13 protein-coding genes and 1 pseudogene are annotated in these 16,485 nt (G+C 66.7%); 5 read left to right on the top strand and 9 right to left on the bottom strand.

Going from position 1 to position 16,485, the window contains the following annotated elements; genetic code table 11:
- The first annotated feature begins 24 nt into the window (after window positions 1-24).
- A complete protein-coding gene (locus tag KF688_13875) occupies window positions 25-2,016 on the top strand; it encodes a hypothetical protein (GenBank protein MBX3426763.1) in 1,992 nt (663 codons plus the stop codon).
- Window positions 2,017-2,087: 71 nt separating this feature from the next.
- Here KF688_13875 and KF688_13870 read toward each other — a convergent pair whose 3' ends face one another.
- Window positions 2,088-3,719 (bottom strand): formylmethanofuran dehydrogenase subunit A, encoded by a 1,632-nt coding sequence (locus KF688_13870; GenBank protein ID MBX3426762.1) that lies wholly within the window; start codon window positions 3,717-3,719, stop codon window positions 2,088-2,090.
- Between the two features lie 311 nt (window positions 3,720-4,030).
- Here KF688_13870 and KF688_13865 point away from each other — a divergent pair, with 311 nt between their 5' ends.
- Window positions 4,031-4,606: a DinB family protein gene (locus tag KF688_13865; protein ID MBX3426761.1), complete on the top strand. Its 576-nt coding sequence runs from the start codon at window positions 4,031-4,033 to the stop codon at window positions 4,604-4,606.
- A gap of 85 nt (window positions 4,607-4,691) precedes the next feature.
- Window positions 4,692-6,467, top strand: a complete 1,776-nt coding sequence (locus KF688_13860; protein MBX3426760.1) for a DUF885 domain-containing protein — start codon at window positions 4,692-4,694, stop codon at window positions 6,465-6,467.
- Between the two features lie 26 nt (window positions 6,468-6,493).
- Here KF688_13860 and KF688_13855 read toward each other — a convergent pair whose 3' ends face one another.
- Complete coding sequence (locus KF688_13855) at window positions 6,494-7,759, bottom strand: hypothetical protein (protein MBX3426759.1); 1,266 nt, start codon at window positions 7,757-7,759, stop codon at window positions 6,494-6,496.
- Window positions 7,756-8,577: a hypothetical protein gene (locus tag KF688_13850; GenBank protein MBX3426758.1), complete on the bottom strand. Its 822-nt coding sequence runs from the start codon at window positions 8,575-8,577 to the stop codon at window positions 7,756-7,758. The genes KF688_13855 and KF688_13850 overlap by 4 nt, the downstream gene beginning before the upstream one ends.
- A 309-nt stretch (window positions 8,578-8,886) precedes the next feature.
- On the opposite strand from KF688_13850, the gene KF688_13845 reads away from it, so the two are divergent.
- Window positions 8,887-10,161 carry a glycosyltransferase gene (locus KF688_13845; GenBank protein MBX3426757.1) on the top strand — a complete coding sequence of 425 codons (1,275 nt, stop codon included), beginning with the start codon at window positions 8,887-8,889 and terminating at the stop codon, window positions 10,159-10,161.
- Between the two features lie 14 nt (window positions 10,162-10,175).
- Here the strand turns inward: KF688_13845 and KF688_13840 are convergent, their stop codons facing one another.
- Complete coding sequence (locus tag KF688_13840; GenBank protein MBX3426756.1) at window positions 10,176-10,835, bottom strand: tetratricopeptide repeat protein; 660 nt, start codon at window positions 10,833-10,835, stop codon at window positions 10,176-10,178.
- Between the two features lie 624 nt (window positions 10,836-11,459).
- Here KF688_13840 and KF688_13835 point away from each other — a divergent pair.
- A pseudogene (locus tag KF688_13835) lies at window positions 11,460-11,801 on the top strand (hypothetical protein).
- A 206-nt stretch (window positions 11,802-12,007) separates the two neighbouring features.
- Here the strand turns inward: KF688_13835 and KF688_13830 are convergent.
- The 5 genes from KF688_13830 to KF688_13810 form a co-directional block, all read right to left on the bottom strand.
- Window positions 12,008-12,271 (bottom strand): hypothetical protein, encoded by a 264-nt coding sequence (locus KF688_13830; GenBank protein ID MBX3426755.1) that lies wholly within the window; start codon window positions 12,269-12,271, stop codon window positions 12,008-12,010.
- A gap of 79 nt (window positions 12,272-12,350) precedes the next feature.
- A complete protein-coding gene (locus KF688_13825) occupies window positions 12,351-13,037 on the bottom strand; it encodes an FHA domain-containing protein (GenBank protein MBX3426754.1) in 687 nt (228 codons plus the stop codon).
- Between the two features lie 475 nt (window positions 13,038-13,512).
- Window positions 13,513-14,313 (bottom strand): hypothetical protein, encoded by an 801-nt coding sequence (locus KF688_13820; GenBank protein MBX3426753.1) that lies wholly within the window; start codon window positions 14,311-14,313, stop codon window positions 13,513-13,515.
- A 127-nt stretch (window positions 14,314-14,440) separates the two neighbouring features.
- Window positions 14,441-15,955: an aminomethyl-transferring glycine dehydrogenase subunit GcvPB gene (gene gcvPB, locus KF688_13815; GenBank protein ID MBX3426752.1), complete on the bottom strand. Its 1,515-nt coding sequence runs from the start codon at window positions 15,953-15,955 to the stop codon at window positions 14,441-14,443.
- A 65-nt stretch (window positions 15,956-16,020) separates the two neighbouring features.
- The gene (locus KF688_13810; protein ID MBX3426751.1) at window positions 16,021-16,470 is read right to left on the bottom strand and encodes a hypothetical protein; all 450 of its coding nucleotides are present in this window, start codon (window positions 16,468-16,470) and stop codon (window positions 16,021-16,023) included.
- Window positions 16,471-16,485: the final 15 nt, after the last annotated feature.

Raw genomic sequence — 16,485 nt, 5'->3', positions numbered from 1 at the left:
CCTTTTTGGAACAGAGGTGTTGTGATGAACCGTCTCCTTGTCTGGCGGCCGGCGGCGCTTGTGCGCGTCGCGGCGTGGTGTTCGCTCGTCTCCTTGGCGGCGCTGACGACGACCGCGGCCCGCGGGGCTGACTCCTCGGGGAGTCGGCTCGACGTCCCCGGCATGTCGTCGCAGGACCTAGTTCAAGCCGCGCTCGCGGCGGAGTTGGCCGGCGACAACGCCAAGCGCGAATCGCTGTTGGGCGCGGCTTGCGAGGCGCCCGACGCCGCGGCCGAGGCCAAGTGGCAGAGCGGTCTGGTCGAGTTCGACGGCCAATGGCAGATGCCCGAAGACGTGGCCGCCGCGGTCGCCGGCGACGAGGCGCGGCAGCAGTACCGGCAACTGCGCAGCCAGCGGGGCGATTCGGTCGAGGACCATCGCGAACTGGCCGACTGGTGCCAAAAAAATGGCCTCAAGGCTCAGGAACGTTACCACCTGAAGCAAGTGCTCGCCGAGGTCCCCGACGACAAGGCGATTCAAGTGCGGTTGGGCCTCCGCCCGTTCCGCGGGCGACTGGGAACGGACGAGCAGGTGAAGGCGGCGCTCGATCGCGAGCAGCAGCAAGCGGCTGCGACGAAGCGCTACCAACGCAAGTTCAAGACTTGGCTCAACGAAGCGGCGACCGCCGACAATGAAGGACGCGCCGCCGTGGTCGAGCGGTTTCGTGAGATCCGCGACGAGGGGGCTCTGGACGCCCTGCTGGAAGCCAGTCGCGACACGGCCCAGTTCCAGAAGCGGTTGGAACGCCGGATGGGACGCGAGGCAGGCGCCGCGTACTGGAACGAGTTGTGCTTGGCGATGCTCGATTCCGTGAGCAGCATGCCCCAGTTTCAGGCGACCTACCTGCTTGCCGAGGCGGCCGTGTTCTCGGGCAACGAGGCTGTGAGAAGCGCCGCCGCGGCCGCGCTCAAGGAACGGCGGCCGACCGACTACATGCCGCTCCTATTGGGATCGTTGACGTCGCTGATCGAGGCGGACATCGACCTGACGGTCAGCCCGCTAGGCGACGTGTCCTACATGGCTTCGTACCGCGAAAGCGGCGTCGACAACGATCGCAAGCATGTCGACTCGTTCGAGGCGGTCACGGTGCTGCAAGGCGAGGCGAACGGCCAAGCGATGCGTCAGTACTCCAACACGGTCAACATGCAGATTCGGAGGGCCAGGACGCTAGCGGCGGTCGCTGAGAGACAGGTCGCCGCGACCAACGCCCAACGGGAAGAGGCCAACGCGCGAATCATTGCCGCGCTCGTGGAAATCACCGGCGAAGATCTGGGGGACGACCCGGTCGCGTGGCGCGAACGGTGGGCTGGCTTCAATGACATCTACTATCCCGAGGAGAAGCCTGTCGAGGAGACGGCCAATCGCAGCGTCGACTATCAGTACGTCTATACTCTGGAGCCGGCGACGGTGGAGCCGACGGAACGGCCTGCGACTCGCAGAAGCGCTCCGAATTCGAGTCCGCGTACGCGCGCTCGTCCGCGGCCTCGCGTATACGAGTGTTTTGCCGTCGGGACGCCCGTCTGGACGGAGCAAGGACCCCAGCGGATCGAATTGCTCGGCCCCGGGGACATGGTGCTGTCGCAAAACCCGCTGACCGGCGAACTGGGATATCGGCCGATACTAGACACGACCGTCCGCCCGCCGACGAAGTTCATGGAACTGAATCTGTCGGGCGGCGAGCAAATTTACGCCACCCGCGGCCACCGGTTCTGGGTGAACGGCGAAGGTTGGTGCATGGCTCGCTTTCTCAAGTCGGGGCTCGCATTGCATTCGACCGGCGGCGCCGTCGGCCTGACAAAAGCGACGTTGCTCGACGGCGAAGAGGCGTACAACCTGATCGTGGACGAGTTCCACACGTATTTCGTCGGCGAATCGAAAGTGCTGGTGCACGACAGCACCTGCCCGGAGCCGACCCTCGCCCCGATTCCGGGGATGAACGCCGTCCGCGCGACAAAGTCGCTGGCGGAGGGGTTGTAGGTCGTCGGTGAACAGAACTCGACGACGACAATGATTGCGGCCGCCGAACGGCCAGTTCGGCGGCCGTTTTCTCATTGCGGCGAATCGAGAAGATTGCCGACGCCGTAGTTCTGCACCTGCAGCGAGTAGTTCTTCTCGAACCACTTGGCGATCGCGGGTTCGACGGCTTCGTCGTAGGGGGGGCGAATCAACAGTGCATCGCCGGTGGGGGCGCTTCGCACTTCACCCTGTTCGACGACGATCTCGCCCGCTTTGATCACCAGCCGCGGCAGTTCGAACATTGCCTGGCGGTCGGCGCCCGGGGTGTAGATCGTCACGTCGGCGTCGGCGCCGACGCCCAGATGGCCCTTCTGCGCGAGTCCGAGCGCCCGGGCCGGGGCGGCGCGGGTGATCGTGGCGATCTCGCCCAGCGTGTACTCGCGGTCGAGATCGGCGAGCGTCGAGCGATTCCGCACGGCAGGAGGGAGGCTCGCCAGCGCGTCGCGCCGCAATTGCCGGTCCATCAGCAGCGCAACGATCTGCGGGTACGCCAGAAAGGATCCGCCGTTGGGATGGTCGGTGCTCATCATCACCTGCCAGGGATCGTCGACCAGCAAGTACCACTCCAGGCCGATGGCCCATTGCAGGGCGTGCACGACGCTCTTGCGGCGGTACTTGATGGGGGTGACGCCGCAGCCCGCTTCGCACTCGACGTCGACGTTGGTCCAGCGATCGCCGTACAGGCGGTGGAGGAAATACCCCGCCCCGCCGTCGGCCGTAAGGGCCATGGCGTCGCCGAACAGGACTTGGCCGACGTCGACAGTCAGTTCTGAATGGCTGTTGACGTGCGCGGCCAACTCGGCGACGCGACTGGACATCGCTTCCTCGTCCCCGCCGCCGTAGCTGTGAAACTGGATGTGGGTCAGGTGGGCTCGGCGCCCTTCGAGGGCCCGCATCGTCTCGAGCGTCGTCGTCCAGTTGCCCGGCATGCCGAGTTGATTGCAGTGGATGTGCGCCGGGTGGGGGAGGTTGAGGTCGTTGGCGGCGGCGACGATCTCGCGGATGACGTCGCGTGGGGTGAGCGAGAACCCGGGTGCCGGGTCGTCGAGCCCGGTCTTGGCGGCGTCGGGGGAGCGCTTCCACGCCTCGACCCCGCCAGGGTTGACCAGTTTGGGGGCGTAGGCGCCGGCGCGGTTGATCAACCACGCGAGGAAGTGGCGCAGTCGCTCGCGCTCGCCGCGCTCGATGCATTCCAGGGCGTAGCGATTGTTGCCCGCCAGCACGTACAGCCCCTTGTCGAGACAAGGGACGTCGGCGAATTCGCAGTGGGCGTGCCGGGCGGCAAGCGGGGCGATCGCCGCGTCGAAGGCGGTCGTGTAGCCGAGCCCCGCGTACAAGTAGCCGGTTGCCTGGGCGCTGGGGACGAGCCCCCGCGTGCCGCTGCGCAAGCCCGGGCGGCGCGGCTCGGCATGCGGCGGGCGGCGGGCCTCGGGAGACATGAGCCGCGCTGCGTTCACCGCAGGACCGACAATGTGGCAGTGCATGTCGATCCCCCCCGGCATGACCGCCAATCCCGCCGCATCGATCGTGCGGCTGGGGCGAACTGCGGGGTCGTCGGGGGGAGCGACGATCTTGCCGTCGGCGATCCACAGGTCGCGCACCTCGCCGTCGACGCCGTGAGCCGGGTCGTAAACGGTTCCGCCGGCGATCAAGGCGTACGTCATGCGAACAAGCGCGGGGCGAATAGCTGGATTGGTTGAACGGAATTCACCGCTGACTATGCGGAGGACGCAGAGAGCTGGGAAAGCGGTTGTCTCAGGGGGGAGGGCCGAGTCGCAACGGTTGACAGTCCGTGATCCGGATTCCTCCATGCTCCGCGCTGGCCGCGACTTCGTCGCGAAGGAGCGACTCGGAGTGCGTGCGGAGCAATCGCCCGTCTGCGGCTTGCGGGCGACTGACAACCCACGGGGCCGCCGCTATGCTATCGCGAAGGCTGGATTCTCGCCACGAGGGAATTGGAGGAGGGGGAACGAACATGTCACTGGAAGAGCGTGGTTCGCAACAGGGGGGCGACGCCCCTTGTCCGCCGGCGGACGGCGGTTCGATTGTTGCGGTGCGTTTGAGCATTGCGTTGGAGCGGCTCGTGCTGGCACGGCGAGTGACCGAGCAGTTTCTGGCCGATCTGACGCCCGCGGAGTGGTTTTGGTCGCCCCCGCAGTACCCGACCCACGTCGCGTGGCAGGTGATGCACATTGCGGCGTCGCAGTATTCACTGTGCTTTCGCCGCATCCGCGGCGTCTTGCCCGAGGACGAGGCGTGGTTTCCGGCGGCTTACGTCGCCCAGTTCGGGCTGGGAAGCCAGCCGCAACTCGACCCGACGGCGAATCCGTCGCTGGACGAGATTCGCCGAACGTTCGACGGCGTCTACCAACGCGTGCTGGCCGAGGCGCCGACGTATGCCGAATCGAGTCTGGCCGAGACGGTCGACCCGCCGCACCCCGTGTTCCAGACGAAGCTCGGCTCGCTCGAATACGCTTCGCACCACGAGGGGGTGCACGCGGGACAGATCGCGATGCTGCGTCGGCTGATGCACAAGAAACCCCTGCGATGAGAACCCTTGCCCGAGGAACCGGGGCTGACCGCGGCTGGAGAGCCGCGGGCGTCAATGCCCCGAGGTCACGATGAAAGGTCTTGCGATGATTCGTCGATTCGGCAGTGTTGTGCTCGCGCTGGTCGTCGTTTGCGGCGGCGAGGCGGCTTGCGGCGACGCGGTTTCGGAGTTTCGCAAGTTGCTCGACGACATGTGGGAGTTCGGCCTCGTCGAGGATCCGCTCTTTGCCACGTCGGTCGGCGATCGCCGCGCCGACGACAAACTGCCGGAGGTCTCGCTGGCGGCGGCGGCGCGGCGGCGCGCGGCCGACGTGAAGTTCCAGCAGCGATTGACTGCGATCGTGCGAACCGACTTGCCGCCGGCCGAGCAAACGAACTACGACGTCCTCGCTCGACAGCTTCGCGAAGGGCTCGCCGAGTACGAGTTCCAGAGCCACCTGACCCCGATCACCAATCGCTCGGGATTTCACATCGAGTTCCCCGACGTCCGCACGCAGATCCCCCTGACGACGACACGGGACTTCGAGAACTACGTCGCTCGGCTCCGGGCGTTTCCGGAGTTTGCCGCCGGGCATGTCGAGCTGATGCGGGCCGGCGTCGCGGCCGAGCGGACGTTGCCGGCGGTGATTCTCAAGGGGTGGGAGGAAGCGGTCGAAACGCACGTCGTCGACGACCCCGCCAAGAGCGTCTTCTACGAACCCCTGGTCGCGATTCCTCCGACCGTCCCGGCGAGCGAGCACGAGCGACTGCGCACCGCGGCCCGCGCGGCGATCGCCGAGGGGATCGTGCCGGGATATCGCTTGTTTCGCGACTTCATGCGCGACGAGTACGTGCCGGCGGCGCGGGGTACGATTGGCGCCTCGGCTTTGCCCCGGGGACGGGAGTTCTATCGCCACCGCGTGCGGATGTTCACCACGCTGGACGTGACCCCCGAGGAGGTCCACCGCCTGGGCCTGGCTGAGGTTGAGCGTTTGCGAGGCGAGATGACCGCGATTGTCGCCAAGGTCGAGTTCGACGGCGACTTAGCGGCGTTCATCGACCACCTGCGGAACGAACCCCGCTACTACGCCGAGACCCCCGAGGAGCTGCTCAAGGAGGCGGCGACGATCCTCAAGCGAATCGACGGCGAGCTGCCCGCCTTGTTCGGCAAGCTGCCGCGGATGCCGTACGGGCTGAAGCCGATTCCCGCGTACATCGCGCCGCGGACCACCAGCGCGTACTACATGCGGCCCACCGGGGACGGGACCAAGTCGGGGACGTTCTACCTGAACACCTACAACCTCAAGTCGCGTCCGTTGTACGCGCTCGAGTCGCTCGCCCTGCATGAGGCGGTGCCGGGGCACCACCTGCAGATCGCCCTGCAGCAGGAGATGGAGGACCTGCCCGAATTTCGGCGCTACGCCAACTTCACGGCGTTCATCGAGGGCTGGGCGCTGTACGCCGAGCGATTGGGATTGGAGGTCGGCATGTACGAGGACCCGCGGAGCGACTTCGGCCGGCTGTCGATGGAGATGTGGCGGGCGTGCCGGCTGGTCGTCGACACGGGGATGCATGACTTGGGTTGGACCCGCGCTCAGGCGATCGAGTTCATGAAGCAGAACTCCGCCGAGTCGCTTCACAACATCGAGGCGGAGATCGACCGATATATCGGCTGGCCGGGGCAGGCGCTCGCGTACAAGGTGGGACAGATGAAAATCAGCTCGCTCCGCGCCCAGGCCGAGGCGGAGTTGGGCGAGCGGTTTGACGTCCGAGGTTTCCACGACGCGGTCCTCGCCGGCGGATCGGTCCCGCTGGACGTGCTCGAACGCAGCGTCGCGGCGTGGATCGAGCATGTGCAGAACTCTCAGACCGGCGGCGGATGAGCGACCGTGCGTCGCGAACTTGGCTCTCACCGCGGCAGGCGTTCGGCGATGTCGCGCAGCACGTGGGCTGCGGAGGGGAGGGACGAGGGGATCGCGGCCTCGAGCGGCAGCGGGATGCCGTCGGTGCGGAACACGGTCCCCGCGGCGCTCGTCTCGAACTGCGGAACGGCGAAGGCGACGCGGGCCGCCTGCATCGTTTCGCTGGCCGCGTCGTCGAGCGCGACCAGCGGCGTTCGCCTCAGCGCATCGGTGGCGGCGGTCGGCAGTTCGTTTTGCGGTCCCAGCAGATCGGCGCCGACGACGAGCGCCGCGTCGACCTCGCCGGAGGTCAACAAAGCCGCTGTCGTTCCCTCGCCAGGACGATATTCGGGATACCCGGCGGCGAAGCTCACGGCCCCGGGAAAGCCAGTTTGCCACAACAGCGTCTGCACCGCTCCGACCGCGTTGGCAGGTCGGCCCAGCGGCAACGCGACGCATCGCGTGCGGCCGTGGAGCGCGACGACCAGTTCGGCCAGGGCCGTCGCTGCCGGGGGCGAGAGCGTACGGTCGTCGTACGCCAGCGCCGCGTAGCGCGCCGCAGACAACTGGTCGGCCAGCGCTTGCCACGCCGCCGCGTCGACTCCAGTGACGGCGGCAGCCCGCTCGGCGTCGAGCGGGGCGCCGACCACGAGGGCCCGCAACACGACCGCCGCGTCGAACGCGCTCTCCGCAGGGATCTGCTCCAGCGGGGTCGAACCGGGCAGATTCCCCGCGGCGCCGACGGCGAGCCAGTGTCGCTCTCCCGGACGCGACAGCCGTTCGCGGAGTCGAGGGTGGGTCGCGTCGGGGTCGGCGAACCACCAGACGATCGCGTCAGAACGTTGGGCGACTTCGCCGATCGTGGCCGTGACGACGCCGACGGTTTGGGCTGCGGTTGCGTCGTAACTGGAGCCGGTCGGATCGACGGGGTCGATCGAGCCGCGCACCCGATCGGCGATCTCGATCGCGGCGCGGATCGCCTCGATGGTGGCTCGGTGGAGCCCCGTCACCAGCGGCAACCGGGCCGACTGCAGCGTCTCGGCCGCTGCGGCGACGGCGTCGTCGTAGGACGCCGGGGCGCCGTCGATAGTGCAGGCGGCCAGGGGAGGCGCCCCGCGGGGTCGCAAGGCGTCCTCGGCCACCGGGCAGGGAGGCAAGATCGCGGCAATGGCGCCGCTTTGCAACTCCAGCACCACGTCGTCGCACAGCAGTCCGCACCCCGTGCAGACGTGCGGCATGCGGACGACGCTCGGCGCCGGCGATTTGGTTTTCACGCCCATGGTTCGCTCGCAGCGGGGAGTCGATCGGGAGCGGACGAAGTGGATTCGTGCGGCGGACAATCGCCCGGCCCGCACACGACGGCCAGCGGCGGGGGCGCCTGCTCGCGACAGGCCGTGCCGTCGCCGCGGATCGCGAGCCACAGTCCCAGGATCAGATAACAGACCAACAGCAGCCACCATCCCAGGACGAAGATCGCCGGCGGTTCGAACCCGACGGCGCTCGCCACCAGTCCCAAGATCGCGATCATTCCGAGGATCATCGCGACCGTTCCCTTGCTGGCCGCCAGCGACAATACCCCCATCATCACCGCGGCCACAGTCAGGGCGATGAGCATCTGCTTGGCGGAGAAGGCGAAGCGGAACTCGAAGGCCGGACTTTCCGGCGGCGCGTCCGGCGGGGGCGGGGCCGGGGTCGTCAACCGGCGACCTGCCTCGAACTCGGCCCGCAGTCGCTCTTTCTCGGCCTTGAGCGCCCGTTCGCGGCGGAAGACGTAGGCCCAGCCCCCGGCGAGCGTCGCGGTGAATAGGATCGCTACGGCCGAACAGAAATGCTCCGTCACCTGAAACAGCGTCAGCACGATCGCCAGCACCGCGGTCGCCAGGAGCAGATGCTTGATCGTAAAGCGGAACTGCTTGAGCTGTTCGACGTCGACGAGCGGCTCGCTCTCCTTTTCGTGAAAGACGTCCTCGAAATCGACGCGGGCCAGGGCGTCGTCCGATTTCTGCTGCGCACGCCGCCGCTCGTGCTCGAGGATCTCCGGATCGATCGGCTCGAGTTCGAGATCGTCGTCATCGTCGTGCGAAGCGGACATATGCGGCCAGAAGGAGCGACTGCGGACGGGAACGCACGACCCGTCGGGGGCCTCGTGCATTGACGCCATTGTGGTCCCCCGGCCCGCGCCGATCAACGGCGTGCTGTTTCGCCAAGGCTGGTTGCAGGCGTTTCATCGCGGCGGAGCGGCGATCGCCGACGGAGGGCGGAGCAGCAGTGCGGTCCGGTTCTGAGTGCTTCGCACCTTGCCGTATCTAGCGGGCAATGCGAGGATTTTCCAGCGACTCCATCCGTTTCGGGAGTCGTCGCCGGCTCCGAGATCCAGCCGCTGACCCTGAATCTGACGCCCATGCACTTCATCTTGACCGGATTGGGAAGCTACGGGGACGTCCTGCCGATGGCGGGGCTTGCCGCGACCCTCGTCGAGCGCGGTCACCGCGTGCAACTGGCCGCGAGCCCTTACTTTCGCGAGGTTGTCGCGGCAACGGGGGCCGAGCTCATCGAGCTGGGGACCGTCGACGACTATCTCGGCTTGGTGAACGATCCCCGGCTGTGGCATCCCACGCGCGGATTTCACGTGGTCTACGGCTACACGGCCAAGACCCTCTCCGCCTTGTACCGCACGCTGGCCGCGCACAGCATCCCCGGCGAGACGATCCACGCGGCGCACGGCATCGATTTCGCCAGTCGACTGCTGCAGGAGCGGTTCGGCAATCCGCTGGCCACCGTCCATTTTGCCCCGATCGCGCTGTGCAGCGTCGAGGACTTGCCGGCGTTCATCGGATCGCCGCCGGCTTGGGCCCTGCCGCGGTGGGCGCGGCGGGGGTTGTACTGGGCGGTCGACCGATTGGTGATCGATCGCTTCATCGGCCCGCCGCTGAACGCCTTGCGGAGCGAGCTCGGCTTGTCGCCGGTGAAGCGGGTCTTCACCTCGTGGGCGAGTTCCCCGACGCGGATCGTGGCGCTCTTCCCCGAATGGTTCTCGTCCGATCCGGGCGACTGGTCGCCGCAGGTGCGGCAGGTCGGCTTCCCGCTGTACGACGCGGCGACCGACGCCAGCATGTCGGAGGAGGTGGAGACCTTTCTCTCTGCGGGCGAACCGCCGATCGTATTCGCCCCCGGTTCGGCCAACGCGCAGGCGAAGGAGTTCTTCGCCGCCGCGGCCCAGGCGTGTCGGTTGCTTGATCGACGCGGCATGCTCGTGACGAAGTACGCCGAGCAATTGCCGCCGTCCCTTCCCGCGGGGGTCGAGCGGTTCGGCTTCGTGCCGTTCAGCCGGCTGTTGCCGCGGGCGGCGGCGATTGTTCACCACGGCGGCATCGGCACGTGCGGCCAAAGTCTGGCCGCGGGGATCCCGCAGGTGGTCACGCCCTTGGGATTCGACCAACTCGACAACGGCCGGCGCTTGGAGCGACTCGGCGTGGCCGCGATTGTGCCGAGCAAAAGGATCTCGGCCCGTCGACTGGCCGCGGCGCTCGGGCCGTTGATTTCGTCTGAAGCTGTGCGATCCCGCTGCCGCGACTTGGCCGGCTGCTGCAACGGCGTCGCATCGCGCATCGCCGCCTGCGATTTGCTCGAACAACTCGCTCGGCCTGAGGCCCCCGTTCCCCAACCCGACATTTAGCCAGCGTCAAATCGCTAATACCGGACCGCGTCGTTCCAGCGGTCGACGGTTCGCGTCGGTTGTTGCGGGGCGGCGAACATGGGGGCGTTGCCGGCGCCGGCGGCTTGCAGAGCGGCCACCCGGGCCGCGACCTCGGGTTGGAACCGGTTCGCCGCGAGCGACCGCTGATAGTTCGCCAAGGCCTGCGTCTTGTCGCCGGCCATCTCGCGCAGGCGACCCAGGGCCGTCAGCGCCCGAGCGTTGTTGGGATCGATCGACAACGCCTCGACCAGGCGCGTCGTGGCCAGCGGGTAGTTCTGCGACTCTTCGAGCAGTCGGGCCAACTCAATCCGCGACTCGGGGTTCTGCGGGCTACGCGCCGCCCAGCCGTCGAGCAACCGGAACGCCGCGTCCTGCCGGCCGGTCTCGGTCAGCAGCACGGCCAGTCCGCGGTAGCAGTCGGCGTGATTGCCGTCGTAATCAAGGCACTGGTTGTAGAGCCGCTCGGCCTGCTGCAGGTCCTGGGGCCGGTTGTAAGTCTTGCCGCTCTTGTGCATGGCCGCGGCGAGATTGTAGTAGCTGGTCCCCTCGCGAGGGTTGGCGGCGATCGCCTTCTGGAATTTGTCGACGCTCTGCACGTAGTCCCCCCGCTGATACAACCGGACCCCCTCGGCGTTCAGCGCGGTCGAGGTCATCTGCGTGCAGCCCGTCGCTACGATCGTTAAGCAAACGACCAGCGCTGTCGCGCAGCGGCGAACAGCGGCGAGAGGCGGAGATCCAAGAGAGTTCGGCATAGGAAGCGGCGCCACGGAACAGCGGGGCGTACGTGCGGCCGGGATCGCCGTATCGCGCGTGGGGACCGTACCGGTTCTCACGCCCCGTCGCAAGGCGAGTCTGCCGCCGCAATCGAGTCGGAGACGCACGCCCCCTGCACCCGCAGAACAGCCCGCAGCGGCCGGAGGTCGTCGGCTTGGAAGGGGACTGCGGCCCGCACGATCGCCCCTTAGGTCACGATTGGCGCCCAGGCAACCGCATGGCCGGCAGGTTTCTGCGATCCGGATAATCCGTACTGACGGGAAATATCCCGCAAATCGGGTTTCTTTCCTGGTCAGTGCATTTTCGCAGCGCAGACTTCCGATGACTGCTAGCGTCGCCGGAAGCTTTCCAGCTTCGCCCCGCCGCGACCGCCTCCCCCCCGCAATTGCCCGACCGCCGGGCCCCCCACGGAGACCTTGCCAGTGGCCGCCAAGAAGACCTCTGCCGTGAAGAGCGCCAACGTCCCCGCCAAGACCGCCTCGGCCGGCCGCAAGGGCTCGGCCGTGAAACAGGTTGCGTCCCCGAAGAAGCGCGCCGCGGCGCCCCGCTCGGCGCGGACAGCCAAGTCGGCGGGCGACGAGGAAGTGACGCTTGACCGTCGTCGCAAGCCTCGCCGAGGGGACGAGGGGGCCGACGCGCCCAAGAGCGCCCCGCAACTCGAACGCCGCAAGAAGGTCCAGCGTCGCCGGCAGATCGACCCGACCACCTGCGAGCGCGATTACTCGGAGGCGGAGGTCGAGTTCATGAACGCCATGGACCAGTACAAGCGGACCAGCGGTCGGATGTTCCCCACGTGCAGCGAAGTGCTCGAAGTGATTCGCGCACTTGGCTACCTGCAACTCACGCAAGCCGAGCTGACGCTGTTGGGTCGCGACGCCGACCCCGCCGACTTTGCCCAGGACGAGATCGAGGACGAATTCGCCGCCGCCGGGCTCGACGACTGAGCGTCGCTTGCGACCATCGCCGCCGACGATGAAGACAACGACAGCCCGGAACGTCGCTCGACGTTCCGGGCTGTTTGTCTTGCAGTCGACGTCGGGGGGAGCCTCGTTCAGCGAGGCCGTACGTCTTCGATCATGTCGCGCAGCTCGGCGGGAGAGACGTCGGCCAGCCGGCGTCCCGTTTGGTCGAGCCGCTCGTTGAGTTTGACGGCCGTTTCCTGCATCCGGCCGTGGGTTTCGGACGAGCCGCCCGCGAGGAGAAAGTTCTTGCCGCGGGTGATCCGTTTCTGGCCGTCGTCGGCGTCGAACGCCAAGCCCAACAACGCCGCGTCTTTGACTGTTCGAGGTTTGGGCTGTTTGCTCTCGAAGTCCATGGCGACCGCCGGAGAGTCGGTGAGCGAAACGCGGCGGAGGCGATCCGCCGGGCGGAGGGGCCGATCGAGGCGCGGCGGCTTACCGGCGCCGATTCCAGTTCCGCAGGGCTTCCATCGCGGCTTCGCGGCTGTCTTTGGTCTGCGGCTGCGACGAGAACTTGGGAAGCTTGCCGGCCTCCTTTTTCTTCTTCTTGCCGTCCTCCGCGCCCTCATCCGGTTCCGCCTCGGCCTCTTCCGCGACGTCGGACTCGTCGGAGTCGTTGGCGAGGGCCTCGGCCACGGCGGACTGAAGCTTTCCCGCGTTCGTGTCGTCCATCAGCATGGTCTGCGTTTCGGCGCCGGCCGGGCTCGCGGGGCCGAGCAACCAGCCCGAGATGTCGTCGACGTCGAGGTTGCCCGAGTTGCTGGTCGCCACGCGCTCGACCGCCTCGGCGACGGACTTGACCTGCGGCTTCTTCTCGTTGGCGATTCCCGAGGTAATCATCACGAGGAACTTCAGCGGGCCGACGATCAGTTCGTCGCCGCTCTTGAGTTCAACCTCGCCCTCGGCCTTCACGCCGTTGACAAGCGTGCCGTTGCGGCTGCCGAGATCCTTGACCGCCACGCGGTTCTCGCTGCGGAGGATGACGCAGTGTTGGCGACTGACGGCGCTCGAGCCGGCGCAGAGCGTACATTCCTGGCTGCGGCCGATCGTGAATTCGGCCTTCTTGACCGCGACCTTGGCGCCGTTCTTGGCGCCTTCGAGGACTTTCAGAATGACGTCCATCGTCTTGTCCGTTCGTCTGGATCCCATTCACCGGGCAAGCGCGATCGCAACGCGCCAATGCGCACGGCATCGCCGCAACGGACTGCAAACGCCGTTCCGGCTAAGCGCAGCCGCGAACGCAAGCTGATGCGTTCTGATCCTGGCGAAAAGCTGCCCCGGAGTCCCCCACAGACTCCAGTGCGAGCATAACAACCAGCGCGGCAGGTGGATAGCGAAAAGTCGTTCTCAGTTCCGCAGGAATTCTAACGACCGACCCCCACTGGCATACCCCTCTGTAGAGGGGTTGCTGGCGAGGGGAGAATCGGCCCTCTACTCGCGTCATCGGTCGATTTCGCCCTGAGGCTCCAGGCTCATTCGCTGCAGAGCCAAGGCAACGCAAAAACGAGATTTGTCAACGGAAGATCAGCACGATCGAGCTGCGTTTGGCCATCCCCGACGCAGGGAAGTGCGAGGCGTGCGCCGTTTCCGCGCGCATCTAGCGGCGCAGAGTCCAACTTGCCGAGCCGTATCTCACGCTGGCGCTCCCGCTGACAGCGGTGCGGACTGCCGTAGAGAGCTCGCCGCTGCGGCCGTCGAGTTGCAAGGCCGCAGTCCATTGTTTCAAACATGCGGCGATCAGTCGCTCCTCGTCGACGTCGACGCCGCACGCTTCGCGAATGCCGGGCAGTTCCGGCGCCGCGGTCGAGCGAGCAAGCAAGAGCGAACCGTGCTGCAAGAGCGCGCCGCGACGCCGCCGTTGAGCGCTGCCGACCAGTTTTGGCGCGGGGTCGTCGAGCGAGTTTGCAGCCACCAGATCGATCGGGTGGCGCCGCGCAAAGCACAAGAACTGATCATCGTCGCCATGCTGTTGGCCGTCCGCTGAACAGCTGCCGTCGTTGGCGCATCCCAGTTCGCCGCAGGCGAACGTTTGCACGGCGGCGCATTGCTCGGCCAGCGCCTCGATGAGCGCAGCGTGGGCGATTCGATAGAGATCGGGAGGCCGCCGCGCCTGGGGGTGCGTCGCAGGCAAGGCGATCGCGTACGTCAACTCCCGGTCGTGAACGAGCGCCCCCCCGCCGCTGTGCCGACGAACGATCGGGCAATCGCGACTCGGGGCGTGGGCGGCGCGATCCGCGGCTCGCTGGAAATAGCCCAGCGACAACGTCGGCTCGCTCCACCGGTAGATCCGAATCGCCGCCTCTCCCCGCTCGTCGGCCGCGGCCAACAGCGCCTCGTCGACCGCCATGTTCCAAACGCCCGACTGAGGCGGATCGACGAGCAGCAGGCAGGAAGACATCAACGGCACTTCGGTTCGGAACAGGTCTCACGCAGAGGAGCGGAGGGCGCAAAGGCAATGCTGGCGTGCGTCGAGCGCGTCTCGTCCCGCTGCGAGGCTCTGCGATCTCCGCGCCTCGGCGTGAGATTCAATCGGCGGCAGTTTCGGTCCACGGCGCGCACAAACACGGCGAGCGGGCGGCTTGGACTTCGTCGGGACGGCTGACGGCCGTGCTGTGGGGGGCTTCGTGGAGCAGTTCGGGACTCTCCTCGGTGATTCGGAACAAAGCTTGCGCGAACGCGTCGAGCGTCTCCTTGCTTTCGGTCTCGGTCGGCTCGACCATGATCGCCTCGGGCACCGTCAGCGGAAAGTAGACCGTTGGGGCATGATATCCGTAATCGAGCAGCCGCTTGGCGACGTCCATCGCGGCGACCCCCTTTTCCTTCTTCAGCTTCGATCCGCTCGCGACGAACTCGTGCATGCAGCGGTCTCCTTGCGGCACGGGGAGGATGTGTTTTACGCGCGCCAAGAGGTAGTTCGCGTTGAGGACTGCGTTCTCGCTGACTCGTTTCAATCCGTCGGGGCCGTGCGTGCGGATGTAGCAGTACGCCCGCAAGAGGACTCCGACGTTGCCGAAGAAGGAGCGCACGCGCCCGATGGATTTTGGGGCGTCGTGGTCGAGGCAGTACTCGTGCGAATTGCCGCGCGCTCCGCTCGCCGCGTCGCGGCTTACGCCGCGACGACGCACGATCGGCGTCGGCAGGTAGGGGGCCAGCGCCTCGGTGACGCAGATGGGACCGGCGCCGGGGCCGCCGCCGCCGTGAGGGCCGCTGAAGGTCTTGTGGGGATTGTAGTGCTGCATGTCGGCGCCGAAGTCGCCCGGGCGGGCGATCCCCAGGATCGCGTTCATGTTGGCCCCGTCGAGGTAGACCAGCCCGCCGACCGCGTGGACCTCGTCGGCGATCGTGCGCATGTTCGGTTCGAAGATGCCGACCGTGTTGGGGTTGGTGATCATCAGGACCGCGCAGCGGTCGTCGAGCTTCGCGCGGAAGTCGTCCATATCGACCCCGCCGTTGGGGAGGGTCTTCACGGCCACCGTGTCGAAGCCCGCCATGACGGCGCTCGCGGGGTTCGTGCCGTGGGCGTTGTCGGGCACAAGCACCCGGCGGCGCTGCTCAAGTTCCCCGCGATCGCGGAAGTAGGCGGCCGCCACCAACAGGGCCGCGTATTCCCCGTGCGCCCCGGCCGCCGGTTGGAGCGAGCACGCCGGCAGGCCCGAGATCTCCGACAGATACTGCTGCATCTGGTACAGCACGTGGAGCATCCCCTGGACCGCCTCGTCGGGGGAGAGCGGATGGAGGTCGGCGAACCCCGGCATCGCCGCGGCCCGTTCGTTGCGCTTGGGGTTGTACTTCATCGTACAACTCCCCAGCGGGTAGAAGTGGGTGTCGACGGACATGTTCAAGGTCGAGAGATTGACGAAGTGCCGCACGATCTGCGGCTCGGTCACCTCGGGGAGCGCGGGCGGCGCGGTCGCGAGGGCGCCGGCCGGCAACAACTCCGCGGGCGGCTTAACCGGCACGTCGCAAGCCGGCAGCCGGCCCGCGCGGCGGCCGGGCTTGGAGAGATCGAACAACAGTTGGGCGTCGCGGGTGTTACGCATGGGGAGGGATTACTTCACCACGGAGGCATGGAGAGTGGATTCTGTTGTTCCAGTCGCTTATGTATTCAGGGGTTAAGCGTGACTCTGTAGAGATAGCGATCGCGAAAATAAAACGTCTGATCCAGTATCTCGGAAAGGGGAAGTTTCTCTGACTTCTCGGCGGGTTGAGCAAAGTCGCCATCCCAGCAACCGAACAGTTCCAAGTCGGCATTGGTTGGTAAACGGCTCAAGAGTGCGTGAAGTTTGTCGTGGTTCAGTTGTTTTGCGATGTCTTCGTCGGGAACTTTGCCGTAGAACTCATAGGCGGTCAGATTGCCATTCGCAAATTCGGCGTTGCGAAAACCACAGCCGCATTGCAGATCAGAGCCAACGTAAGTGACAAAAGGCAATGAAAACTGGTTCGTAACCGCCTTGTCGTGATCGGTCAGGTGTGCTGTGTGGACGCTTCGCATTTCCTCATTCCAGGGGATATGCGGCAATGCGATGCTTGATCCCGCATACAACAAGAAGCACATCGCGTCCTCGCGCTA

It is taken from the genome of Pirellulales bacterium (assembly GCA_019636345.1).
Classification (GTDB): domain Bacteria; phylum Planctomycetota; class Planctomycetia; order Pirellulales; family Lacipirellulaceae.
This window is presented reverse-complemented; position numbering and strand designations above follow the sequence as displayed.